Source organism: Metabacillus flavus (assembly GCF_018283675.1).
Lineage (GTDB): Bacteria > Bacillota > Bacilli > Bacillales > Bacillaceae > Metabacillus_B > Metabacillus_B flavus.
In genome coordinates, this window is sequence record NZ_JAGVRK010000001.1 from 642,357 (window position 1) to 663,871 (window position 21,515).

The window sequence follows — 21,515 nt, forward strand, 5'->3', positions numbered from 1 at the left end:
TGGTAAAATTATGATGTTCAAATAGAGTAAGTGAGGAAGTGTTTCCTATAAACTTTACGATTAATTTTCCCCCGTTTAATGTAGCAACTGCAATGGCCGGCTTGGGGGCGTGGGGAGTCATTATCTTTTTTGCCTATTGGATTTATAAGAAACAAACAGCCAAACCGAAAGTTTGGAAGATTGCTGCTGTCGTATTGGTCGGGTTCTTTTCTTTATCCTTTGATGTAAATATGTTCGGTACAGCAGTTAAGCTGTCCATTTTGCCTCTTGGAGTAGGGATTCTCTATTATCTGTTAAACAAAAATAAAGAAAAGTGGCAGACGTATCGGGCGTTTGCCTGGTTAGGATATCTGGCGAATTTTATTTTTCTTCTATTTGCTTTGCTGGCTATTCCGGTCCACCACGTGCTTTATCCTGCAAATGAGCCATCTACCTATCTGGCAAATGTGGAGGATGCATCGATTATCGCCATTCATCCCACTGCCAAGGAATCCAACATACATATTGAAAGTCTGAAGAAACAGCTGCCTTTGCTGAAGCAGCGTCCGATCCATAGTGATGTGTGGTACTACGAGATGGTTAAGGATAAAGAAGCGAAAGAACGAGATGAACGGTTTCCCAACCTCCTTACCGGGACCATCTCGAAATGGGGAAGCGGGTTGAATCCGCTCATTTTTATTGAAGCCGACGGAAAAGGAATCCTGCTCTCCACCCCTAAAGAGCAGTTTTATTTCCGCTCTGGAGCTTCATTGCTAGAGGAGGAGGTCAAATGACGAAGAAAAAGATGGTTCCTCTGGCAGCAGTTGTTTTAGCGGCAGCCCTATTCGCCTATTGGTTTTATTTTTCAAAGCCCTCTGAGTTTCCGGCGAATGAGCAAGCGGTCGCTGAGATTAACCGTACATTCCCGAAGGCTTACTCGCGGACCATTCAAGAAGCCATTAGAATTGACGACCGCCATATGGTCCTCCCATTTATTTCGAAGGTAAAGAATTACGGCCTGAGTTATTGGGTGTGGAGAAATCACAAATGGAATGTCGTGAGTGTTGATACAAATGGAAAGCCGTCGATGTGGAAAATCGATCCAACGGACCCATCATCGTATTATCTGATTTGGAATCTACAGCCTGATCACCCGTTAAGTTCGATAAACTTTTACCTGATTGGAGAAAGAGAATACCATATTTCAGGAGGAATCGAGGATTACCAGCCAAAAGTCCAAATGAAAAAGAAAATTTTCCTTCAGGAGAAATCTTATGGAGCGGTTCAGCTTCCTGAACAATGGACAGCATCAATTAATGTTTTATCACAAGCAGAATCAGCACAAAACCCTGATGTGCTTACCATGGATATGTTCCCTGAACAATCCATGTTTATTGGCTGGATCCCCTATGATAAAGCGGGTAAAGAATCGAATATCATGTTTGAGGGCCCCAGCTACTCAAGCAGTTATGAAGCAATTGAAGAGCTGAGGCCGATTAATGAAAGTGACATGGAGCGTCCGTAGCCGGCTCGTATGGTGAAAAAATACTCAAAAGTCATTATTAGAAAAATAGTAAAGAGTAAAGAGTCCAGTAGAAATATTGCCCTTTAACTCTCCCAATAATTGAAAAAAAGGATGATTTTTGATTAGTTGAACCTATTAAGATTCCTAAATTGAATTTTAAGAGTCTAAATACCTATTATTAAATAGGTATTTTTCAATCGTTACCGATTGTCTCTCGTTGTGGTACTATGGTAGCGGTTATAAAGTAAGGAATCATATCGAGGGGGACAACTTTCATCATGAAAAAAAGCCTATTCTTGGGAGTGGCTTTGGCAGGAGCAATTAGTTTCGCTGCAGCTTCGGATGCAGAGGCTGCATCATCCCAAACGTACCGGGTAAAATCGGGAGACAGCCTGTCAAAAATCGCAAATGTTTACAAGGTAACCGTCAGCCAGCTGAAACAGTGGAATCACCTCAAAACCGACATCATCTATGCTGGAAAAACACTGTATGTAAAAAATCCCGCCGCCGCTCAAGCCACTGCCTCCAGTTCAAAAAAACACATCGTCCGTTCAGGAGAAACACTATCCAGCATTTCAAAAAAATATGGCGTAGCAATCGACAAGATCAAAGAGGCCAACCGGTTAAAGTCTGCGGTCATTAAAACAGGACAAACCTTGGTTATCCCTAAAGCAGCGCCTGTAAAAACAACCAGCACAGTTAAGACACCAGCACCAGCTAAGACACCAGCTAAAGCAGCTGCGCCGGCCAAAGCAACAACCTACTATATCGTAAAACCGGGAAATACCCTCTCTGCCATTGCCAAACTATTTAATACATCGGTCCAGGAGATCAAAAGATTAAATAGTTTAAAGAGTGACAAATTGCTTGTAGGGCAAAAATTAAAAATGACAGAGGGTGTATTGCCTGTACTGGCTGAAGGAGTCTTTCCTTTAAAGCCTGGAAGCTTCCAGACCTATCCTAATTCATGGGGCAATTCCAGAACTTATGGAGGTTCAAGGACCCATGAGGGAATCGACATTATGGCGAAAAAGGGAACGCCTATCTATTCCGTAACCGATGGAGTCATTGAAAGATACGGCTGGAATGAATTGGGAGGATGGAGATTGACCATCAGAACAAAAGAAGGCTACCGAATCTATTACGCCCACTTGGATCAATATGCGGCCGGCATGAAGCAAGGCCTATCTGTGAAAAAGGGACAGTTCCTTGGTACAGTCGGAGACAGCGGATATGGAAAAACCGGAACAAAAGGGAAATTTGCTCCGCATTTGCATATCGGCGTCTACAATCAAAGCTTCCAAGCCGTTAACCCCTATCCGTTTTTGATTTATTGGGAAAGAAATTAAATGAAGTGCTAGGAGCAGGTGGACTGCTCCTTTTTTGTGGTTCAAAATATCAGTAGTATGAAAATTCCGGTGAAGGAACCCTTCGAACCCTAATCAACGTACGAAATCAGCTGAAACTCCCAACCAATCTGTACCGTTACGGCTCTCAGATCAAAGCAATCAGTGGAAAAGACCTGCTTTATCTGAGGAAGTCAGCAGCTAAGTCAGACGGTCGGGGGAGCGGACACGTTTAACGTAACGGACAAAATCCTGCGGTGAACGGCCAGTATATGGTTGTGGACGGACAGAACAAATGGAACGGACAGATTCGGTGGGGCAGCAGACAGAATAGGCGGTTCAACGGATAAATCAGCTAATTTCAACATACAAAAATGCCCGGAGAAAGAAATCTCTCCGGGCAATAATACTATTTAAAGGATGCGTATCCTTCATCAGCCATTACAACACTGCCGTTGATTGCGTCGGCTTCTTCTAATGAAAGAAGGTAGACCGCATTTGCCAGTTGTTCAGGCTGAGTAAGTTTGTTGCCCATGACCTTGGCTTTCATAGAATCAATGATGCCATGGTCTTTATAGGTTTGGATAATCGGGGTATCAACCACTCCAGGCGCAATTCCCACTACACGGATTCCGTAAGGAGCTAATTCAAGGGCCGCTGATTTTGTCATCATGTTTACGGCTCCTTTTGTCGCATGGTATGCGAATGTGCTCGGGGATGCGAGAATTCCGTATACGGAGGTTGTGTTAATTATAACCCCTTTAATATTCAGTTCTTTCATCTTTTTGCCGGCTGCGATGATTCCATATGCTACACCGTGCTGATTAATATCAATAATTTTATGATAGGCATCCATATTCATATCCAGAACAGGTGTGGATGAGCCAATTCCGGCATTATTAAACATAATATCAATTCTTCCGTATTCTTCAACGGTTTTCTCGATTAAGCGGGTAACATCCTCATACTTGGAAACGTCCGTTTTGATGAAGATGGCTTCCCCGTTATTTGAACGGATCATCTCGGCTGTCTCATTTCCGGCTGCTTCATTAAAATCAGCAACGACAACACGATCTCCTTTTTTGGCAAATTTAAGGCATGTCTCTCTTCCAATCCCGCTGGCTCCGCCTGTAATAACAGCTACTCTTTTCGTCATTTTCTATTTCCTCCCTGTTTTTAGCATAATTTGATTTTATCATTCCTTATCATTCATTATAATTTAATAAAAGTAACATTTAGTTAAGTGCAGCTTAAGGAGGGACGGACGTTGAATATTGAGCAATTGGAGCATGTTGCAGAAGCGGCGAAAGCAGGGTCTCTTACGAAGGCGGCCGATCATTTGCATGTAAGCCTATCAGCCATCAGCCAGTCGATCAGCAAGCTGGAAAAAGAACTGGGAGTCCAGCTTTTTATCCGCAATCGCCAAGGCACAGCTTTAACGGCCGAAGGAATACTAATAATGGAGAAAACAGAAAAAGTTCTGGCAGCGATTGGAGAACTGAGAGAGGAAGCCAACCGCTGCTCGGATACGCTTGCCGGTGATTTGAAAATTGGCATGATTCCGGGTCCTATTAACCTTTTAATCGATATGGTTTCAGCATATAAAACCGATTATCCGAACGTCAAAGTGGAAATCTATGAAATGGGGCCCGTGAAAATTGCCGAAGGGATTCTGAATAATGATCTGGATATCGGTCTGATCTTAACCTCCCATTCGTTTGCGGTTCAAAACCACGAACTGATTGCTGAGAAGATCTTAGAAGGGAAGATGGTGGTGGGTGTTCATAAACAATCCCCGCTCGCAGAACTGGATCGGATCTCTCCGGAGCAGCTTTTTAAGGAAACGCTCGTCCTGTATAACGATGACTATATTAAAAAGTTCGCGTACGATACCTTATCTCCATATGGGCCAATTGATATTCTTTTTACCACGAACAACACGGAGGCTATTAAGCGCGCTGTACAAAGCGGAGTAGCTGTTACACTTGGGATAGATTATTCTTTCCGCAGCCGTTCCCCTTATCCAGATCATACAATCATTCCGATTGATATTGAAGGAAAGGATAAAGAGCCGCTTAACCTTGCTTTGATTAGGAGGAAAGACAAGGCCCCTTCGCGGAAGGTAGAAGAAATCATGAGAAGAATTCATAGGGAGCTAAAATGAACATAAATTAAGTGGCAGTAGCCCAAGATGCGGTTATAGGCTGGTTAAAAATCAAGAGAAATGAGATACTGGATAAAAAAGCAGATGTAGTCTGAAATTAAAAATGACATATTGATTTCCAAAAAGAAATAGGGTAATGTTGGAAATATCAATGAAGTTTTTCGGAAGGGTGACCAAGAGGCGATGATCTGCTAATTCCTTATTAGAAAAACAGTCGTAATCATGCCAAATACGAGCTATTTTTCTGGATTGGATTAGTTTTGCCTTTTGAGCGCTGAATTGTAAGACACTTATGCCCCCTATGGGGATGTTCTGTCTTCTAACTGTGATCAAAGCAAAACCTCTTGTCCAGGAATGGAAAAGGAGGTTTTTTTATGTCAGAAATGACGAGCCCGAAAAAATTAGGTATGGGGGCTTTGTTTCAAAATCGAGTAATTCGGACGATTTTGCTATCGGTGTTTTTTCTTCAGATAGGAATTTGGGTGAGGAATTATTCGATCCTGCTGTACGTAATCGAAAAGACGAATGAAAGTCCAGTGGCGGTATCACTGATTTCTGTTGCTGAATTTGCTCCGATCTTTTTATTTTCATTCATAGGCGGAACGTTTGCGGATAGGTGGCGTCCGAAGAGGACGATGGTATGGTGTGATTTATTAAGCGCCGTTTCCGTGTTTGTCGTTCTTCTTACTTTGTTCTTTGGAGACTGGAAAATCATTTTCTTCGCGACTCTCGTTTCCTCAATTCTTTCTCAGTTTTCCCAGCCGGCGGGGATGAAGCTATTCAAGCTGCATGTTCCGGCAGAGCTTGTTCAAATGGGGATGTCAATGTATCAGACCGTTTTTGCCCTGTTTATGATTTTAGGTCCGATTCTTGGAACGTTTGTATTTCAGCGGTACGGAATTCTGGCGGCCGTTGGTGTAATGGGCGTGGCCTTCTTAATTTCAGCTGCGGTTCTCCTCATGCTGCCGGCGGATCCTGAACCGAAAAAGGAAAAACCGAAGACCACTTTAATGGAGGAAATGAAGGAAGGGTTCCGTTATGTATTAAACAGCAAGGCACTAACTCTTCTTGGGGCGTGCTTTGCAGCGGCTGGTCTTGCGATCGGATTAACGCAGCCGCTCGGTGTGTTCCTGATAACGGAAAGACTCGGACTTCCTAAAGAAGAGCTGCAATGGCTCATGGCCGCCTTCGGAATCGGGATGATCCTCGGCGGGGGAATTACCATTGCCATTTCCAAAAAAGTGATGCCTCAAATGCTCCTTGCCATCGGGATGACGGCAAGCGCGATTGGAATGGTCGGGATGGGACTCTCTACAGAATTATGGCTCACATTGACGGCTCAATTCTTTGCCGGGCTGTTCATGCCATGTATTCATATCGGAATCAATACAATGATCCTGCAAAATACGGAAGAGTCTTTCATCGGAAGGGTAAACGGGATATTGAATCCGCTGTTTATGGGAGCGATGGTTATTACTATGTCCGCTTCCGGATGGCTGAAAACCCATCTATCCATTGTGTACGTATATGAAATATCCGCTGTACTCCTGGTTATTGGCGTGCTGGTGCTTGTGCCGATAATGAGGAAATCGTCCGTTAAGCAGGAATTTAAACAGGGGATGTAATAATTAGAGGCGTGCAGTGATTTAGCTGTACGCCTTTTCATTTAAGTTTTGTAATTTTATTTGGCAGGGGACCCGTTGAATCGGCTGGAAAAGTGCAGTAATGCTTTTGATTAAACCATACAGTGTTAAAATAAAGACAAAAGAACAAAGTAAATACATAAGGATAAAAGAAAGGAAGATACGATGGGAACTGAATCAGCAAAAACAGGATGGTGCCTGGAAAGCAGCTACACCAGTCTGCCATCATCCTTTTACACAGTAATCGATCCAAATCCTGTGAATCATCCACAAATGGTTATTTTTAATAAACAGCTTGCCGCAAGTCTTGGTCTAAATGCAAAACAGCTCCAAATCGATGCCGCCAGCCTTTCCGGAAACGAGATTCCAGAAGGTTCCGTCCCTCTGGCTCAAGCGTACGCAGGTCATCAATTCGGGAACTTTACGATGCTTGGAGACGGACGGGCCATGCTGATTGGAGAACAGATCACTCCTTCAGGGAAACGGATGGATATCCAGCTGAAAGGGTCAGGCCCGACACCTTATTCACGCCGCGGGGACGGCCGGGCGGCGCTCGGTCCGATGCTGCGCGAATACATCATCAGTGAAGCGATGCATGGTCTTGGGATCCCGACAACACGAAGCCTCGCGGTAGTAGCAACGGGGGAACCGATTTACCGCGAAACCGAATTGCCTGGCGCCATTTTAACGAGAACAGCTGCCAGCCATCTGCGCGTCGGCACCTTTCAATATGCAGCCAACTGGACATCCGAGGAAGAACTGAGGGCGCTTGCTGACTATGCGATCGACCGGCATTATCCGGAAATCAAAGATGATGATAACCGCTATTTGTCGCTGCTTCAGGAAGTCATGAAGCGGCAGGCCGAACTGATTTCCAAATGGATGCTTGTTGGATTTATCCATGGTGTCATGAACACGGACAATATGACAATCAGCGGGGAAACGATTGATTACGGCCCATGTGCTTTTATGGATACGTATGATCCGGAAACCGTCTTCAGCTCGATTGATGTTCAGGGCCGCTATGCCTACGTGAATCAGCCGGGGATTGGCGGTTGGAACCTGGCGAGATTCGCTGAAAGCCTCTTGCCGCTGCTGCATAAAGAGCAGGAGGAAGCGGTGAAAATCGCGCAGGAGGCGATTTCTGGCTATCCTGAGCTGTACAAGCAGCAATGGTATAAGGGAATGAGGTCAAAGCTCGGCATTTTTAATGAAGAAAAAGAGGATGAAACGCTGATTCAGCAATTGCTCACTATGATGCAGAAGGAAAAAGCAGACTATACGAATACCTTTGTAGCTTTGACTTTTAACCGTGAAACAGTCCTTTCGAAAAATCAGGACTTGGCTGATTGGAAAGCACGCTGGCAGGAAAGATTGTCGAGACAGGAAGAATCGGAAGCAGCTATTCATCAGCTGATGCGGAACAGCAATCCTGCCATCATTCCAAGGAATCATCATGTGGAAGCGGCGCTTGATGCTGCGGTTAATGGGGATTTAACTGTGATGGAAAAGCTTTTGCATGCTCTTTCAAATCCATATGAGCACTCGGAAAAACAGGTGGCATATGCTGAGCCGCCGGGGCCTGAATGCGGGCCTTATGAGACGTATTGCGGGACCTGATTGAATAAGAAAAGCTGACCGGGAAGGATGTTGGATTCCTTTTGGTCAGCTTTTTTTGCTGGGTGCCAGTCCCGCTCTGCTTCACCGCATTGGGGGACAGAGGCAATGTCCAGCCAGCCCTTGTGCATGGGGGCTTTCCAGTGGAGGTGCCGGAGCTTTAGTACAGTACAATTTGTGGGGACTGGCACGGTGCCAGTCCCGTTATGCTTCACAGTATCGGGGGACAGAGGACATATCCGGTCAGCCCTTGTGAATCAAGGCATAACAAAAGAGGTGCCATAGCTTTAGTGCGGTAAAATTTGTGGGGACTGGCACACTAGCTTTGCACGACTTCGAAAATATGGATAAATCATCAAGTTGGATCCTTTACAGAACAAAAAAAGTGATGCAATTAAAAGGATCGTATATAGAGAAAAAAGGCTTTGATAACACGGCAAAAGTACTCCAATTTATAAATGCGGGCTTTCAGGGCGGGGAACAAACGTGACTTCCTCATCCACCCGGGAACAGTTCAACTCTATGGAAGAAATCTCTTTATCACCTACATACTTTCTGAAAATGTGCAGCTTCGGGTGCAGGTGAAACAGCGGAACAGAATCAGGTCAAAGTATGTTGAATAGAAGAGGAAAATATAGAGTGAAAGCCCTCTCGAAACAATTGACAATTTATGTATCAGCATCATATTATAGGAATAGAAACCGGCAGATTATTAAATAGCATATATGGTCATAACTTCTTCCAGGCAGAATCGGTACGGGCCGGTCTGACGGGAAGCGAAATAGGCATATATGTTGCTTATGATAAATCGGGCATCCTCTTTTTTGTGCAGACAAAAAGAGGATGCCCTTTTTCTATAGGGGGGATCGGATGAGCAAGGGAGAAATGGAAGATATCATCAGCAGGCTTATCACAAAGTGGGAGAAGGAATACTTGGGAAGAGGTCCTCTTCAAGTGAAAACAAGCATCTTGGAACATGCAGTCATTGTGGTGCTGAGGGGGTTTTAACACCGGCGGAGCAGAAGCTTTCTGAAACGGAAAGCGGTCTGCTGTCGGTAAAGAAAATCCGGGCAGAACTAGTGGAATCAGGCGCAGATGAATTAAAGCAAATTGTCAGCAGCGCGACAGGAGTGGAAATTATGAGCTTTCATACAGACATCAGTACGCGCACAGGGGAGCGGGTCATGGTGTTTCTGACGGAAGGAAATGAAAAACGGGAGACATTTAAAAAGCCCTGAAGAGGGCGGTTTAATGCAGACCGGTAAAGAGTGTAAAGGGTGGAGAAATCCGCCCTGCTCTTTACCGGTTTTTTGTTTTTAAGGAAGCGATCTACATGCTCCTTATTGCTGATACGCTGCTGGATAAGGAATCTTTATCTAGCTCCAGCGTCCGGACCATGGAGGTCACTTCAGATAATCCAGCCAAGACAAAGTCGGACTTTACCGGATTCCTTACAAGTGTTTTTCAGTGGCCTGATGGAGATAAGTTCTGCGCTGCAACAGGATGTCGCCGGCTTAGCAGATCTCTTCAAGGCTCTTAAGTTTTTGTTTATACCAAAAAAGGAGGTTTTGCTATGGATGGGATAAAAGAGAATCGGAAACCCCGTGTATTAATCCTTGCAGATATGGATGCTGTGCTTCAAGAGGATGGAGCTTATGTGATCCGCTGCCCGAGCAAGCAGATTTGGGATGGATACGGTTCGTTTATAAGGGGAGTACTAATGCTGGTTTATAAGCTGAAAATAGACCGGATTGAGGTCATTTTGACAGACGGAAAAAGCGGTCCAGAACAATGGAAGGAGTTAATGCGGGACAATGGGATTTCAGAGGAATGTTTGAGCGGTTCAGATTATTTATTAAAGTATTTACATGGATTGGATCCTGCGCGATGGTTTGAAGAACGGTCCGCCCTGGAAAATGTCAGGGATACGGTTACATTACTGCAGCAGCATCCACTCCTGCCTAAAAACATAACGGTCACAGGCTATATTTTAATGAAAGGAACCATGCAGCAGCTTTCCGGAAAGGAGCAGAGAGGATGAATCATCCATATTCCGGAAAAGAAGCAGCCTTTGCCACGATGCACAAAAAGGAAGAAATAGCCGCTCCGGTGTTCGCTGAACTCCACGTTTCACTTCGTGTCCCCCCGAATATCAACACAGATGAATTCGGGACATTTACTGGAGAGACAAAAAGAAAACAAACTCCCTTAGAAACAGCCCGTTTAAAAGCAAGGCTTGGGATGAAGCAGCTAGGCCTCCCGTACGGTCTAGCCAGTGAAGGAAGTTTTGGTCCATGCAGGTACTTTCCTTTTGTCGGGGAGGATTGTGAAATTTTTTTGTGGATGGATGAAATACTTGGAATCGAAATACATGAACAGGTCATCAGTACCTCCACCAATTTCAGTTCAGCGGCTGTTCCGTCCTTAGAAAAAGCCGAGTTTTTTTTAACACAAGCGAGCTTTCCTTCCCATTCCTTAATTGTAAGGCCGAATCAATTAACTGAGCCTGTTTTTTACAAAGGAATCTGCAGGAAAAGAGAACTGGAGGAAGCGATTGCCGCATGTACAGCGATCTCAAAAGATGGGCTCGCTTTGATTCAAACGGATATGAGGGCCCATCATAATCCGATGCGGCAGAAGGTCATCCAAGAGGCTGCAAGAAAGCTTGTGAAACGGATGGGGTCTCTATGTCCCCAATGCGGATGTCCTGGCTGGGGAGTTAGCAAAACGGTAAGGGGGCTTCCTTGTGAACTGTGCCATTTTCCGACTGCGATGGTGAAGGAGGAAATTTTCAGCTGCAAAGGATGCACCTATACCAGGATGACAGAACGAAGTGATGGCAAGAAAAAAGCGGGTGCGATGTATTGTGATAGCTGCAATCCATAAGAATAGGAGAGATGGAGATGAATTGTGTATATTGCGATGGACATGGAGAAGTAGTTTGTATATGTTTGCACGCTGGGCAAATGGAAAGGGAGAACTTCGGACAGGACTGCGCCAAATGCCATAACCATGGATACATGGTTTGCCATACATGCAACGGAAGCGGTTATTTGGAAACAGGAGAATAATGGGGGAATGAAAATGAAAAAGCAAATTACTGTGGCTTATGGGGATGGAATTGGTCCGGAAATAATGGCTGCGGTACTCCGTATGATTAAAGCAGCAGGTGCTGAGCTTGAGATTGAGGAAGTAGAAATTGGAGAAAAGGTTTACCAGCGGGGTGTTACTGCGGGAATGGACCGCAGGGCATGGGATTCAATCCGCCGGACAAAAGTGTTTTTGAAGGCGCCTATTACCACTCCGCAGGGCGGGGGCTACAAAAGCTTAAACGTAACGACCCGCAAGGCACTTGGATTATATGCAAACGTACGCCCTTGCCTATCCTTTTCCCCGTTTGTGGATACACTTCATCCGGACATGGATGTCGTGATCATACGAGAGAATGAAGAGGATTTATATGCTGGGATTGAGCACAGGCAAACGGATGATGTATATCAGTGTCTAAAGCTCATTTCGCGGCCGGGGACGGAGAAAATTGTCCGCTATGCATTTGAATATGCCAGGCATCATAACCGTAAAAAGGTAACATGCTTTGTGAAGGACAACATTATGAAGCTTACAGACGGGTTATTCAGCAAAATCTTTCAAGAGATTGGCGAGGAATATCCTGAAATCAAGAAGGAAAACTGGATTGTTGATATCGGAGCAGCAAAACTTGCGGATACACCGGAAATGTTCGATGTCATCGTCATGCCAAATCTATATGGAGACATTTTATCGGATGTTGCCGCCCAAATTGCAGGGTCGGTCGGGATGGCGGGCTCTGCAAATATAGGAGAACAGTGCGCGATGTTTGAGGCAATCCATGGCTCCGCACCGAGACGTGCCGGCCAAAATCTCGCAAACCCATCCGGTCTGCTGCATGGAGCAATCATGATGCTGGTTCATATCGGACAGCCGGAAGCAGCCGAAAAGGTCCATAATGCCTGGCTGAAAACGCTGGAGGATGGCATTCATACGTATGACTTATACAAAGAAGGAACAAGCAAACAAAAAGCCGGTACCCAAGAATTCGCGGATGCAGTCATCTCACGGATTGGACAGATTCCCACAGGCCTTAAACCTGTCTCTTATAGCACGGGAACTTCATGGAAAATCGCGGCATCAGAAACCAAACCGGCGAAAAAAGAGCTGGCAGGAATCGATATTTTTCTTCATTGGAAAGGCGGGAATCCAGATGATCTCGGCGGTAAGGTGTCTGCCATCAAGTCGGGAAATCTAAGTCTGTTCGTCATTACTAACCGTGGAGTGAAGGTTTATCCAGAGGGCTTCCCGGAAACATACTGCACGGACCATTGGCGCTGCCGTTTTCTTGGCGAAGGCATTACACCTGAACAGGCGGCAGAACTGTATGGACAGCTTATCCAAAATGGATTTGACTGCATTAAAACGGAAAATTTATATCTGTTTGACGGAATACCGGGCTTTTCGGCAGTGCATGGATAGAGACCGGTTTAAGACATGGAAGCTTCTTATGGGGGAAGAACTGTAGAACCGAGATGGACACTGTGAGCGAAAATCATCACTGCGGCCTTCATTGGTTGAATAGTGAATGGAAACTGAAAAAAGGATAGCCAAAAGGAATAAGGTGGTTTCCTTTTGGAGCGATCCTTTTTCATTTCCGCTCTTTTAACATAGTATGGATCAAGAATTTATCAAAAGGACGAAATCCTACAAGGTATTCATATTACCCTCCAGCCATGGTAAATATGGCATTCGATGAGAATAAGCAATGATCCATAACCTTTTTGTCCATTATTTATTGATGACGGAATTGGACCAAGAATAACCAACTCCAATTTTGTTCAAGGTATGCTGCCACTCCGTTCAATCTTTCCATCCAGCCTGTCAAGCGGCTATGCGAAGGGGGTAAAATAAAATCTCCGAATTCATATGAAAACCCGGAAAAACAGGAGGCATTTGCTGATGCGGGCCTTATGCGGCGTACTGGGAGACCTGATGAAATAAAGGAAAGTCTTTAGACCATGACCTAATCAGGTGGGTTCTCTTTCTCCATAAAAGCTGGAAGCAATAAGTTATTTAAGCTTCTAGATTATTTATATTCATACCCCCTTATAAAACTTCTTATCCTGACCGATACAAGGTGAGTAGAGATTAATAGTGGGGGAATTGCAAAGTGAAATTAACGACAATGCTAAAGGTGATCCTGACTTCCGTAGTTGTCTTATCCGGGATTACCATCATCAGTTTGGCTCTTTTGATCACATCTTTGATCAATCGGGGGGAAGCTTTTGATCGTCAGCTTGAGTTTAAGAACCTGGCGGTCGAATTAGAGGGAGCATCCGATTATTTAACCAATGAGGTCAGAAATTATGTTGTGCTCGGTGAACAGGAACACGTTGACAACTATTGGAAAGAGGTTAATGAAACCAAGACCCGGGATAAAGTGGTTTCAAGGCTGAAGGAATTGAATACGCCAAAGCAATTGCTTTCACTTGTAGAGGAAGCAAAGCAAAAATCGGACACCTTGATCAATCTTGAGGATGCTGCAATGAAAGCAGTGGAAGAAAAGGACTTTAACAAAGCAAGATTGCTTGTATTTGGAAAAGAATATGAGCAGGGTAAATCACAAATTCTCATTCCAATTGATAAATTCCAAAAGGATTTGGCCGATTGGTCTAATAAGCAATCAGAAGATATAAGCAGAAAAATGACTGTCTATTTAATTGTAACTGGAATTAGCATACTGATTCTTATGCTTGTCATCATCGTGAGCTTGTTCATTTTTATGAAAAAAATCAACCCGCTGAAAGAGATGACCGCAATCGCACAAAGCGTAGCTGGTGGAAATCTTGCGGCAGGACGGGTGAAGGAGAGCACCAAAGATGAAGTAGGTGTTCTAGCTCAATCCATTAACAAGATGGTGGATAATTTAAGGACACTCATCTTGGAGGTCAGCCAGGCATCTGAGCATGTGGCATCAAGTGCCGAAGAACTGACAGCCAGTGCGGAGCAGGGAAGCAATGCAGCAGAAGGGATCACCGGTTTAACCCAAGAGCTTGCATCAGGCTCGGAAAAACAGCTTCTTACGGTCAGTGAAAGCAGCAGGTATTTTAATCAGATGTATGAGAGCGTAGAGGAGATTTTGAGTAAAGCTAAATCAGCTTCCGATTCAGCAAGGAATACGTCCAATAAAGCGATTATTGGAAATGGAGCGATTACGACATCAATTGAGCAAATGAACTCGATTCAGGCTAATGTATTGAATCTATCAGCTGTCATCAAAGAACTCGGTAATCGCTCGTATGAAATCGGTAAAATCGTCGATGTAATTACAGGTATAGCTGACCAGACAAATCTGCTGGCTCTAAACGCAGCAATTGAAGCAGCAAGAGCGGGTGAGCAGGGGAAAGGATTTGCTGTTGTAGCAGATGAGGTTCGAAAGCTGGCGGAACAATCCGCAGCGTCGGCCAAACAGATTTTCACTCTAATCAATCTCATCCAGGATTCTACGAATCGGGCTGTAAATGGAATGGAAGAAACAACAAATGAAGTTTCCGCTGGCATTACCATCGTCCAAACAGCAGGTGATTCGTTCAAAGAAATCATCTCTTCTACAAAAGGAGTCGCAATAGAAATTGAAGAGATGTCCGGCAGTGTGAATGAGCTAGCTGATAATACAGAAAAGGTATCCCAATCAACAAAAGAAATTTCTCAGGTAGCAGAAGAATCCTCAGCCGGAGTCCGAATGGCGGCTGCTTCTTCTGAAGAACAGCTGGCTGCTATGGAGGAAATCACTTCTTCGGCAGTGATGCTGGCAAAAATGGCAGAAGATCTGCAGAATGTAATAGGCAAATTTAATCTTGAATAATAGGCAGGCACGTTATAGTCAGCGGGAATACTCAACGCTGATTCCCGCTGGCAAATCAAGAAGCTGCCTGCTTGGTGCCTGACCCGCTCTGCTTCACCGTAATGGGGGACAGAGGCAATGCCCATCCAGCCCTTATGTATCAAGGCTTTGAAGCGGAGGTGCCGGATCTTTAGTTCAGTAAAATTTGTGGGGACTGGCACGGTGCCAGTCCCGTTTTGCTTCACCGTATCGGGGGACAGAGGCAATAGCCATTCAGCCCTTGTGCACCAAGGATTCAAAAAGGAGGTGCCAGAGCTTTAGTTCGGTGAAATTTGAGGGGACTGACCCCGCTTCTCTCTCAATTCCCCGGTGAAATTTGAGGGGACTGACCCCGCTTCTCTCTCAATTCCCCCCAATCCACCCCAAGCTCTCCTCATCACATACCACATATAGCTTCGTTCCCGGAGCAAGCGGTTCACCAAGTTTTTGCAACACATTCATATCCTCCTGATCCGACAGCAGCAGGACGTTCTTTTCGCGTAAATGGTCAAAGGCATCCCGGTACGTTTTCCATTCCGGAAGAGAGCGGATTTCCCGCAGTTCTGCGTCGCGGTTTCCATTGTTTAATAACTTGTCAAAGACGGTACTCGTGCCGTGGTGCCGGGCGGATTTGGCCATCAAATGCGAAGCTGAATGCTGCGATAAAACGAATTCATCGATATTGGCGTGCTTGAACATTTTAACGTGCTGTTTATTAAGGATTTCCGCTATCGTGTAAATGTTCTTCTCCGTGCCGGTGTCATATTCTTCAATGCTTGAGGCAATGAGCAGAGTTCTCCCGTCAGCGAGATCCATGTCTTCGATGTGAGCCGGTGCAAAGATGAGAACCGCTTTGGAACGGGAGATGCCTGCCTGATCCAGAATAGCCGAATCGGTTGCACTTCCGCTGATGAAGTGGAACCGTTCATGGGTAACCGGGGATTTTTCAAGCTCATCAATTAAAACAAGGTCTGTATCCGGCTCCTCGAACAGCAGCTCTTTAACCGCCTCTTTTGATTTAAGGGTCCAGCCGATGATGACATAATGATTCTGTCCTTTGTACATGAGTTTCCCTTCTTCCTTCATTTGCTTATGTTTGGAAAAAGAATCGACAATCATTCCAATGACGATTCCAAAAATTCCGATCCCGAAAGGATAAATGACGAGCATTGTCCACAGCCTGCCTGCAGGTGTGACGGGAGAAACATCTCCATATCCAACCGTTGTCATCGTGGTCATCAGCCACCAGATTGCATGCAGGTAACTTTCGAAGGTTTCAGGCTCAAGTCCCTTTATGATCCAGGCGTTAAGGAACAGGAATAACAGGGTGGCAGTCATGAGGGTGATGAACTTGATTTTTATCGCTTTCAAATAGAACTTTCTAAATAAATACAAGGGCCATTCTCCTATCTATGTATACCTGGTGAGACGGGTTTATTGTAGTCGATTTGCGGCCGCTTGACTAGAAGTATTTGGTTTTTCTGTAAGATTACAAAGCCCCAATGATGCTCGTATAGTAAATCACAAAACCTAAGAACGGAATAAGGATGAGGAGGAACAGGTGCTTGACCCATCTTTTTTAATTTCGCAAAACCATTAATCCAACTGCAAATCCTGACAAAACTAAGAACAATCCAGTAAAAACAACGCCAAATGATTGCAGCCAAATAGGCCATCCCTGTACAGATGCGAAAGGCATGATCATTGGTAAGGCTGCAATTACTACCAATATCAAAGCGTATTCCGCGTATAGGAAGGCGCTGAACTTGAGGAAGTGGTAAAATCGGCCATCAAAATGGGCTGCCGCAGCATCGATACAGCAGCGATTTATGGAAATGAAGCAAGCGTCGGCCACGATTCCAAAATCGATGAATGAAACAAGAATGCAGCAAAACCTGGATCTATTTAATTTTGAACTGAGAGAAGCACAAATTGATCAGCTGGACGCCATGAACGAAAATCTTCGCAGCGGTCCGCATCCGGATGAATTTGATTTAAGATGTAATGAGAATAGAAAAAAGGAAGAGGCAGATGCCATCTTCCTTTCTGAAATATTTTCATCTGTATCTTAAGGGCGGTTTTCTACTAAGGCAAAGCCTATATGTGCTAATGCCGCTGCCAGAGATTTTTTCACTAAAATACCGTCTAAAGCCAAATTGCTCTGAACCATTTGCTGTGCATGTTCAGGAAGGATGCCGGTCAGGATGGGGGTTACTCCGATTAACTTCAGCATGTTAACCAGTTGAAGCAGGTGGTGGATGACCTCTTTGTTGATTCGGGAAATTCCTGATAAATCCAGTATGAGGTATTGAAGGCAGCGGTCGGAACTTTGCTTCAGGGTTGATTTAATGATGATTTCTGCCCTCTTTTGACTGATGTCTCCAATAACAGGTAGAACGGCTATGTCATCTGTGAGCGGCACCATCGGAGCGGATAATTCCTCTACTTCGCGATTGACTCTATCCAAATCGAGGACATAGCTCAAGAGGGAGGCCATCGTAGTAAATAGCTCCACGTGTTCTTCCTCAAATTGCACCTCTTTAGAATCAAGACCGCAGATCGTTCCATAGTTTTCCCCTGTACTGAAATTGATAGGAATACCAATGAAGCTTCCTCCCGTTAAATTGCGGGTAACGGCCATATTCTTTGTCCAATCATTTTGATTCAAATCCTCAATGATCAGCACGCGATCCCCATAATCCACACTTAACTTACAGAACGTATCTTGAAAAGGCAGGGTATCCCCGCTATTCAGCAAGCAATAGTCGCGGTTAATCACTTTCTCGATTTTATTGGATTTTTGATCATTTTTAGCAATGAAAAGAGTGTTGATAGGAATGATCGTGCTCATAAAACTTAAAATCTTTTCTGCTGCCTCGTCAAAATTCTGTATGGAATGAATCATGCAATCCTTCCTTTTCTGCTAGTGATTTATGTATTTATGATATTAGTCCTATTTGATTTTCTAGCTTTCATTTAGCCTTGCAGCACATTATACCAAAGATTCAATTCTAATAGCCCAAAATATAAAGTACCCTGTTTTTTAATGGCATAAACAAGCAAGATAATAGATCAAACTCCCCTGTGTAATACTAAATTTTTCTATTTTTATTAAAATATATATTTTTTAGGTCACAAATACCTAATCCTGATGTAAAATATATGGGGAGTTTGTCTAAGTATAGGAGAGACAGGATGCAAGTCAGCAAGCAGTCAAATGCAGAGAAACGCCCCCAAAACGTTTCTGCTATTGTAGATGCGTTTTTTTATGGTTAAGTTTATACCATTCAATTAATTTCCAGGAGGATTTCCATGTTTAACAGAAAGCTAGTTTTCTATTTTCTTCTTTTCTTTTTTATCGCAGGTCAGGTTACTTCAGGTCAGGCAGCAGCAGCTGCTGTTCCAAAAATCTATAGCCAGTACGCTGTAGTCATGGACGCAAATTCAGGGGAACTCATTTATACGAGGAATCAGGACAAAAGATGGTATCCGGCGAGCATGACGAAGGTGCTGACCGCGATGATCTTAATGGATAAAGTATCACCCGGTACGATGATGACGGCAAGCAAGAACGCCGTGAGTAAGGATGCAAGCAACTCGTATTTCCGCTTAAAGGCCGGCGAAAAAATGAGCCGGGAGGATGCGCTCAATGCCTTGCTGATCCTGAGCTGCAATGATGTGGCGGCGATGATTGCCGAGCATATAGCGGGAAGCGAATCGAAATTCAGCGCATTAATGAATAAGAAGGCAAAGGAAATCGGGGCAAAGAATAGCCATTTCGTCACCCCGAACGGACTGCACAGCAGCAAACACTATACGACTACTCAGGATATGGCACTGCTCGCACGGGAAGCGTACTTGAAATATCCGGAAGTTCTTAAAGCGATGGGAACAAAATCAGCAGTCGTCCGTACCTCAAAGCGGACCGTGAAATTGACAAGCAAGGCCACCTTCCATGCCATGCCATACGTCATCGGGGGTAAAACAGGATACACCAATGCAGCCCGCAATTCCCTCGTTGAAATCGTAAAGAAAAATAACACCACCCTGATCGGAGTGGTGATGAAATCGACTAAATCCCATGCGGTAAAGGACATCGCCGCTATGACGAACTACTCCTTCTCCATGATGGAGACCATCCAGCCAGTCGCGGCGGGACAAACGGCGGCCACCATTAATGTCCGCAACACCAAGGTCCCATTAATTGTTCAGAATGCCATCTCCTTTTCCACCAAAAAGGATTCAAGACTGCCGATTACGATAAAAAATATTTTTCCAAGAACGCCGATCACTTCTATTGCCGTTGGACAGCCATTTGGTGAGGTAACGGTTTGGAAGAATGACGTAAAGGTAGGAAGCTCGCCGCTCATTTCGACAGCAGCGGTGAAGGAACCGATCGTTCAACCTGTTGATAATGAATAGAGAACAAAGATGACAGTCTTTTTGAAGAGGCTGTTCTTTTTTTTGCACACATTTGGCCGGTGTATAAAAATTAAAAAGACGCTTGTCTTTTGATAGGTGAAAATGTGGTTAAAAGGGGAGTTTAGATAAAACGCTGTAAGTGATGCAAAATTCTATAAGCACTGATATTGCCTATATTTTCAATTCATTTTATTTTGGATTAATAAAAGGCAGCTGCCTGTTGACTAATTTGGAGGAGAGAACTTGTATTCCGCAAAAATCGTTTAAATCAACTGTTATGCAATGGCTGGTCGTCTTAAGAGAATAAACACAATCAGGCAATTCAACTTTGCATCCATCTATACTCAAAGGTTTCAGGGATGTTAAAGTGGCACAGTGCTGAATTTCATCTATGCTTTTCAAAATAAAGAACGGGGAAGAAAAGAAATCATCATCACCATTTATGACAATACCTTCAAAAGGCTCACCAGATTCTGTGTAAAGCAAAATGGGCAAACCTTGGCTGCCTTCTAACTCTTGTAATTTTTTTGGGGTCATATGTCTTTGCTGGAATTCCAAAAACATATCATGTTTATTTCTCATTATAATCACTCGGTTTCTAGATGAATTTGAAATGTCCTTTTGTTATGCTAAATCGGATTTAATTGAAAATGAATATGCCTTGCAGCTTTTAACGCAATGGATTTAGCCTCATCCTTTGTTTTCCCTTTTGCCATTACATAACCGCATCTTTGCCCCATTGCCATAGGGGGTGTCAGGATCTGTCCCAATTGGGGTTTAATATAAACATCTACTACTCCAGCCGTGTTCATTGCTTTGTCACTTCCTGAAATCCGTGACAATTTTCCTGTCGTATCAACTGTAAGGTAATGGGCGTAAACAGACTCTTCTTGGATCTTGGCTATTGATGGTTCCATACCCAAATAAACCTTTACAATTTGTTCTGTATAATCAAATCCGTAAGCTTCTTTAATCAGATTGTTCATTACTCCTCCAGAAATACGGGGATTTGCCTCAATTAACTTCCATTGCCCATCGACAAGTCTTAACTCTAGATGGCAATTTCCATTTTCCAGACCTAAGTCTTTTATTATCTCAAAGGATTTTTCACAAAGAGTGTTGTATACCTGTAAATCTATTTCAGGTGTTATGCTGTACCCTGTGACAATAAACCTTTCTTTTTTTGTTATTTCCTGTTCAATCACTGCAGCAATTTCAATGTGTCCCTTATAAACAATCGCCTCTACAATATATTGCGGGCCATCGAGGTATTCTTCAACTAGAATATCTTCCTTTGGGTAATGATTTTTAAGAAACTGAAGCCGGTTTCTTAATTTCCCTTTAGAGGTAATTAGAAAAACATCTTTTGAACCACAGGATTTCGGTGATTTGACAATAATGGGATTACGATCCTCAACAAGGTGAAGAAAATCCTTAATCAACTCATCTGTTCGAATCGATAAATACCAAGGTGAATAATCCTTATTGTGAAGATGTTTTCTTGTTAAGAGTTTATCCTCCATACGCATGAAGGAATCCACCGATAAATTTGTTCCGCAAAATTGATTGGACAAACCTGCTGCTAAATAAACCTGTGAATCAATAAAGCTAATAATACAAGAAACATGATGGCTCGTGCAGATTTTTAAAACAGTGTCTTCTATTTCTGCCATACGATTCAGATTAACTGCATGAATTTCATCGACCTCGGGAAAGTGATCCCTATTTTCTATTCGATTTTTAAGCAAATGTATATAGAATCCAAGTCTTTTAGCAACCTTGATTCCTCCATAGGAGGAACCAGTTGTATTTGTATTAATAAAAATAATGGATTTCAAATCAAACATGCCTCCCATGAAAGTGGAAGTGCTCCTGGGCTGGTTTTCGATCCCTTTCTTTCTATAAA

19 protein-coding genes and 1 pseudogene are annotated in these 21,515 nt (G+C 43.8%); 15 read left to right on the plus strand and 5 right to left on the minus strand.

The window, feature by feature from the left end:
* Positions 1-38: 38 nt before the first annotated feature.
* The 3 genes from J9317_RS03440 to J9317_RS03450 all read left to right on the plus strand — a co-directional run bounded on the left by J9317_RS03440 (position 39) and on the right by J9317_RS03450 (position 2,853).
* Positions 39-773 (plus strand): hypothetical protein, encoded by a 735-nt coding sequence (locus tag J9317_RS03440; protein ID WP_347880495.1) that lies wholly within the window; start codon positions 39-41, stop codon positions 771-773.
* Entirely contained in the window at positions 770-1,504 is a 735-nt protein-coding gene (locus J9317_RS03445; protein ID WP_211556492.1) for a hypothetical protein, read from the plus strand. The genes J9317_RS03440 and J9317_RS03445 overlap by 4 nt, the downstream gene beginning before the upstream one ends.
* Positions 1,505-1,782: 278 nt before the next feature.
* On the plus strand, positions 1,783-2,853 hold the full coding sequence (locus J9317_RS03450; protein WP_211556493.1) for a LysM peptidoglycan-binding domain-containing protein: 1,071 nt from the start codon (positions 1,783-1,785) through the stop codon (positions 2,851-2,853).
* Between the two features lie 406 nt (positions 2,854-3,259).
* Here J9317_RS03450 and J9317_RS03455 read toward each other — a convergent pair whose 3' ends face one another.
* Positions 3,260-4,006, minus strand: coding sequence for an SDR family NAD(P)-dependent oxidoreductase (locus J9317_RS03455; RefSeq protein ID WP_211556494.1), 747 nt, complete (start codon positions 4,004-4,006; stop codon positions 3,260-3,262).
* A gap of 111 nt (positions 4,007-4,117) precedes the next feature.
* Between J9317_RS03455 and J9317_RS03460 the strand changes: the two genes are divergently transcribed.
* The 9 genes from J9317_RS03460 (at position 4,118) to J9317_RS20875 (ending at position 15,169) form a co-directional block, all read left to right on the plus strand.
* Positions 4,118-5,014, plus strand: coding sequence for a LysR family transcriptional regulator (locus J9317_RS03460; RefSeq protein ID WP_211556495.1), 897 nt, complete (start codon positions 4,118-4,120; stop codon positions 5,012-5,014).
* A 374-nt stretch (positions 5,015-5,388) separates the two neighbouring features.
* Positions 5,389-6,639: an MFS transporter gene (locus J9317_RS03465; RefSeq protein ID WP_431190667.1), complete on the plus strand. Its 1,251-nt coding sequence runs from the start codon at positions 5,389-5,391 to the stop codon at positions 6,637-6,639.
* A gap of 183 nt (positions 6,640-6,822) precedes the next feature.
* A complete protein-coding gene (locus J9317_RS03470) occupies positions 6,823-8,277 on the plus strand; it encodes a protein adenylyltransferase SelO (RefSeq protein WP_211556496.1) in 1,455 nt (484 codons plus the stop codon).
* A gap of 914 nt (positions 8,278-9,191) precedes the next feature.
* Positions 9,192-9,512 (plus strand): Na-translocating system protein MpsC family protein, encoded by a 321-nt coding sequence (locus J9317_RS03475; RefSeq protein WP_347880496.1) that lies wholly within the window; start codon positions 9,192-9,194, stop codon positions 9,510-9,512.
* Positions 9,513-9,847: 335 nt separating this feature from the next.
* On the plus strand, positions 9,848-10,315 hold the full coding sequence (locus J9317_RS03480; protein WP_211556497.1) for a carbonic anhydrase: 468 nt from the start codon (positions 9,848-9,850) through the stop codon (positions 10,313-10,315).
* Positions 10,312-11,160 (plus strand): DUF6671 family protein, encoded by an 849-nt coding sequence (locus tag J9317_RS03485; RefSeq protein WP_211556498.1) that lies wholly within the window; start codon positions 10,312-10,314, stop codon positions 11,158-11,160. The genes J9317_RS03480 and J9317_RS03485 overlap by 4 nt, the downstream gene beginning before the upstream one ends.
* Before the next feature lie 17 nt (positions 11,161-11,177).
* Positions 11,178-11,345 carry a hypothetical protein gene (locus J9317_RS03490; RefSeq protein WP_211556499.1) on the plus strand — a complete coding sequence of 56 codons (168 nt, stop codon included), beginning with the start codon at positions 11,178-11,180 and terminating at the stop codon, positions 11,343-11,345.
* Between the two features lie 7 nt (positions 11,346-11,352).
* Positions 11,353-12,783 (plus strand): NADP-dependent isocitrate dehydrogenase, encoded by a 1,431-nt coding sequence (locus tag J9317_RS03495; protein ID WP_211556500.1) that lies wholly within the window; start codon positions 11,353-11,355, stop codon positions 12,781-12,783.
* Positions 12,784-13,474: 691 nt separating this feature from the next.
* Positions 13,475-15,169: a methyl-accepting chemotaxis protein gene (locus J9317_RS20875; protein WP_211556501.1), complete on the plus strand. Its 1,695-nt coding sequence runs from the start codon at positions 13,475-13,477 to the stop codon at positions 15,167-15,169.
* Between the two features lie 381 nt (positions 15,170-15,550).
* Here the strand turns inward: J9317_RS20875 and J9317_RS03505 are convergent, their stop codons facing one another.
* A complete protein-coding gene (locus tag J9317_RS03505) occupies positions 15,551-16,582 on the minus strand; it encodes an ion channel (RefSeq protein ID WP_211556502.1) in 1,032 nt (343 codons plus the stop codon).
* Between the two features lie 379 nt (positions 16,583-16,961).
* Here J9317_RS03505 and J9317_RS20985 point away from each other — a divergent pair.
* A pseudogene (locus tag J9317_RS20985) lies at positions 16,962-17,039 on the plus strand (hypothetical protein); the annotation flags it as partial.
* Positions 17,017-17,259, plus strand: a complete 243-nt coding sequence (locus J9317_RS03510; RefSeq protein ID WP_211556503.1) for a hypothetical protein — start codon at positions 17,017-17,019, stop codon at positions 17,257-17,259. The pseudogene J9317_RS20985 and the gene J9317_RS03510, both read left to right, overlap by 23 nt.
* Here the strand turns inward: J9317_RS03510 and J9317_RS03515 are convergent.
* Complete coding sequence (locus J9317_RS03515; RefSeq protein ID WP_211556504.1) at positions 17,256-18,092, minus strand: STAS domain-containing protein; 837 nt, start codon at positions 18,090-18,092, stop codon at positions 17,256-17,258. The two genes, J9317_RS03510 and J9317_RS03515, sit on opposite strands and share 4 nt — an antisense overlap.
* 407 nt (positions 18,093-18,499) lie before the next feature.
* Between J9317_RS03515 and J9317_RS03520 the strand changes: the two genes are divergently transcribed.
* The gene (locus J9317_RS03520) at positions 18,500-19,609 is read left to right on the plus strand and encodes a D-alanyl-D-alanine carboxypeptidase family protein (RefSeq protein ID WP_211556505.1); all 1,110 of its coding nucleotides are present in this window, start codon (positions 18,500-18,502) and stop codon (positions 19,607-19,609) included.
* 189 nt (positions 19,610-19,798) lie between these two features.
* Here J9317_RS03520 and J9317_RS03525 read toward each other — a convergent pair whose 3' ends face one another.
* Positions 19,799-20,191, minus strand: coding sequence for a CotY/CotZ family spore coat protein (locus tag J9317_RS03525; RefSeq protein ID WP_211556506.1), 393 nt, complete (start codon positions 20,189-20,191; stop codon positions 19,799-19,801).
* Between the two features lie 47 nt (positions 20,192-20,238).
* Positions 20,239-21,456, minus strand: coding sequence for an ATP-grasp domain-containing protein (locus J9317_RS03530; RefSeq protein WP_211556507.1), 1,218 nt, complete (start codon positions 21,454-21,456; stop codon positions 20,239-20,241).
* Between the last annotated feature and the right edge of the window lie 59 nt (positions 21,457-21,515).

Bases quoted from the DNA above. Each gene is read 5' to 3' on its own strand.
- J9317_RS03490 (WP_211556499.1), top strand. From the start codon at position 11,178: ATGAATTGTGTATATTGCGATGGACATGGAGAAGTAGTTTGTATATGT.
- J9317_RS03455 (WP_211556494.1), bottom strand. From the start codon at position 4,006: ATGACGAAAAGAGTAGCTGTTATTACAGGCGGAGCCAGCGGGATTGGA.
- J9317_RS03470 (WP_211556496.1), top strand. From the start codon at position 6,823: ATGGGAACTGAATCAGCAAAAACAGGATGGTGCCTGGAAAGCAGCTAC.
- J9317_RS03515 (WP_211556504.1), bottom strand. From the start codon at position 18,092: ATGATTCATTCCATACAGAATTTTGACGAGGCAGCAGAAAAGATTTTA.
- J9317_RS03485 (WP_211556498.1), top strand. From the start codon at position 10,312: ATGAATCATCCATATTCCGGAAAAGAAGCAGCCTTTGCCACGATGCAC.
- J9317_RS03510 (WP_211556503.1), top strand. From the start codon at position 17,017: ATGGAAATGAAGCAAGCGTCGGCCACGATTCCAAAATCGATGAATGAA.
- J9317_RS03465 (WP_431190667.1), top strand. From the start codon at position 5,389: ATGTCAGAAATGACGAGCCCGAAAAAATTAGGTATGGGGGCTTTGTTT.
- J9317_RS03445 (WP_211556492.1), top strand. From the start codon at position 770: ATGACGAAGAAAAAGATGGTTCCTCTGGCAGCAGTTGTTTTAGCGGCA.
- J9317_RS03530 (WP_211556507.1), bottom strand. From the start codon at position 21,456: ATGTTTGATTTGAAATCCATTATTTTTATTAATACAAATACAACTGGT.
- J9317_RS03450 (WP_211556493.1), top strand. From the start codon at position 1,783: ATGAAAAAAAGCCTATTCTTGGGAGTGGCTTTGGCAGGAGCAATTAGT.
- J9317_RS03520 (WP_211556505.1), top strand. From the start codon at position 18,500: ATGTTTAACAGAAAGCTAGTTTTCTATTTTCTTCTTTTCTTTTTTATC.
- J9317_RS03495 (WP_211556500.1), top strand. From the start codon at position 11,353: ATGAAAATGAAAAAGCAAATTACTGTGGCTTATGGGGATGGAATTGGT.
- J9317_RS03480 (WP_211556497.1), top strand. From the start codon at position 9,848: ATGGATGGGATAAAAGAGAATCGGAAACCCCGTGTATTAATCCTTGCA.
- J9317_RS03525 (WP_211556506.1), bottom strand. From the start codon at position 20,191: ATGAGAAATAAACATGATATGTTTTTGGAATTCCAGCAAAGACATATG.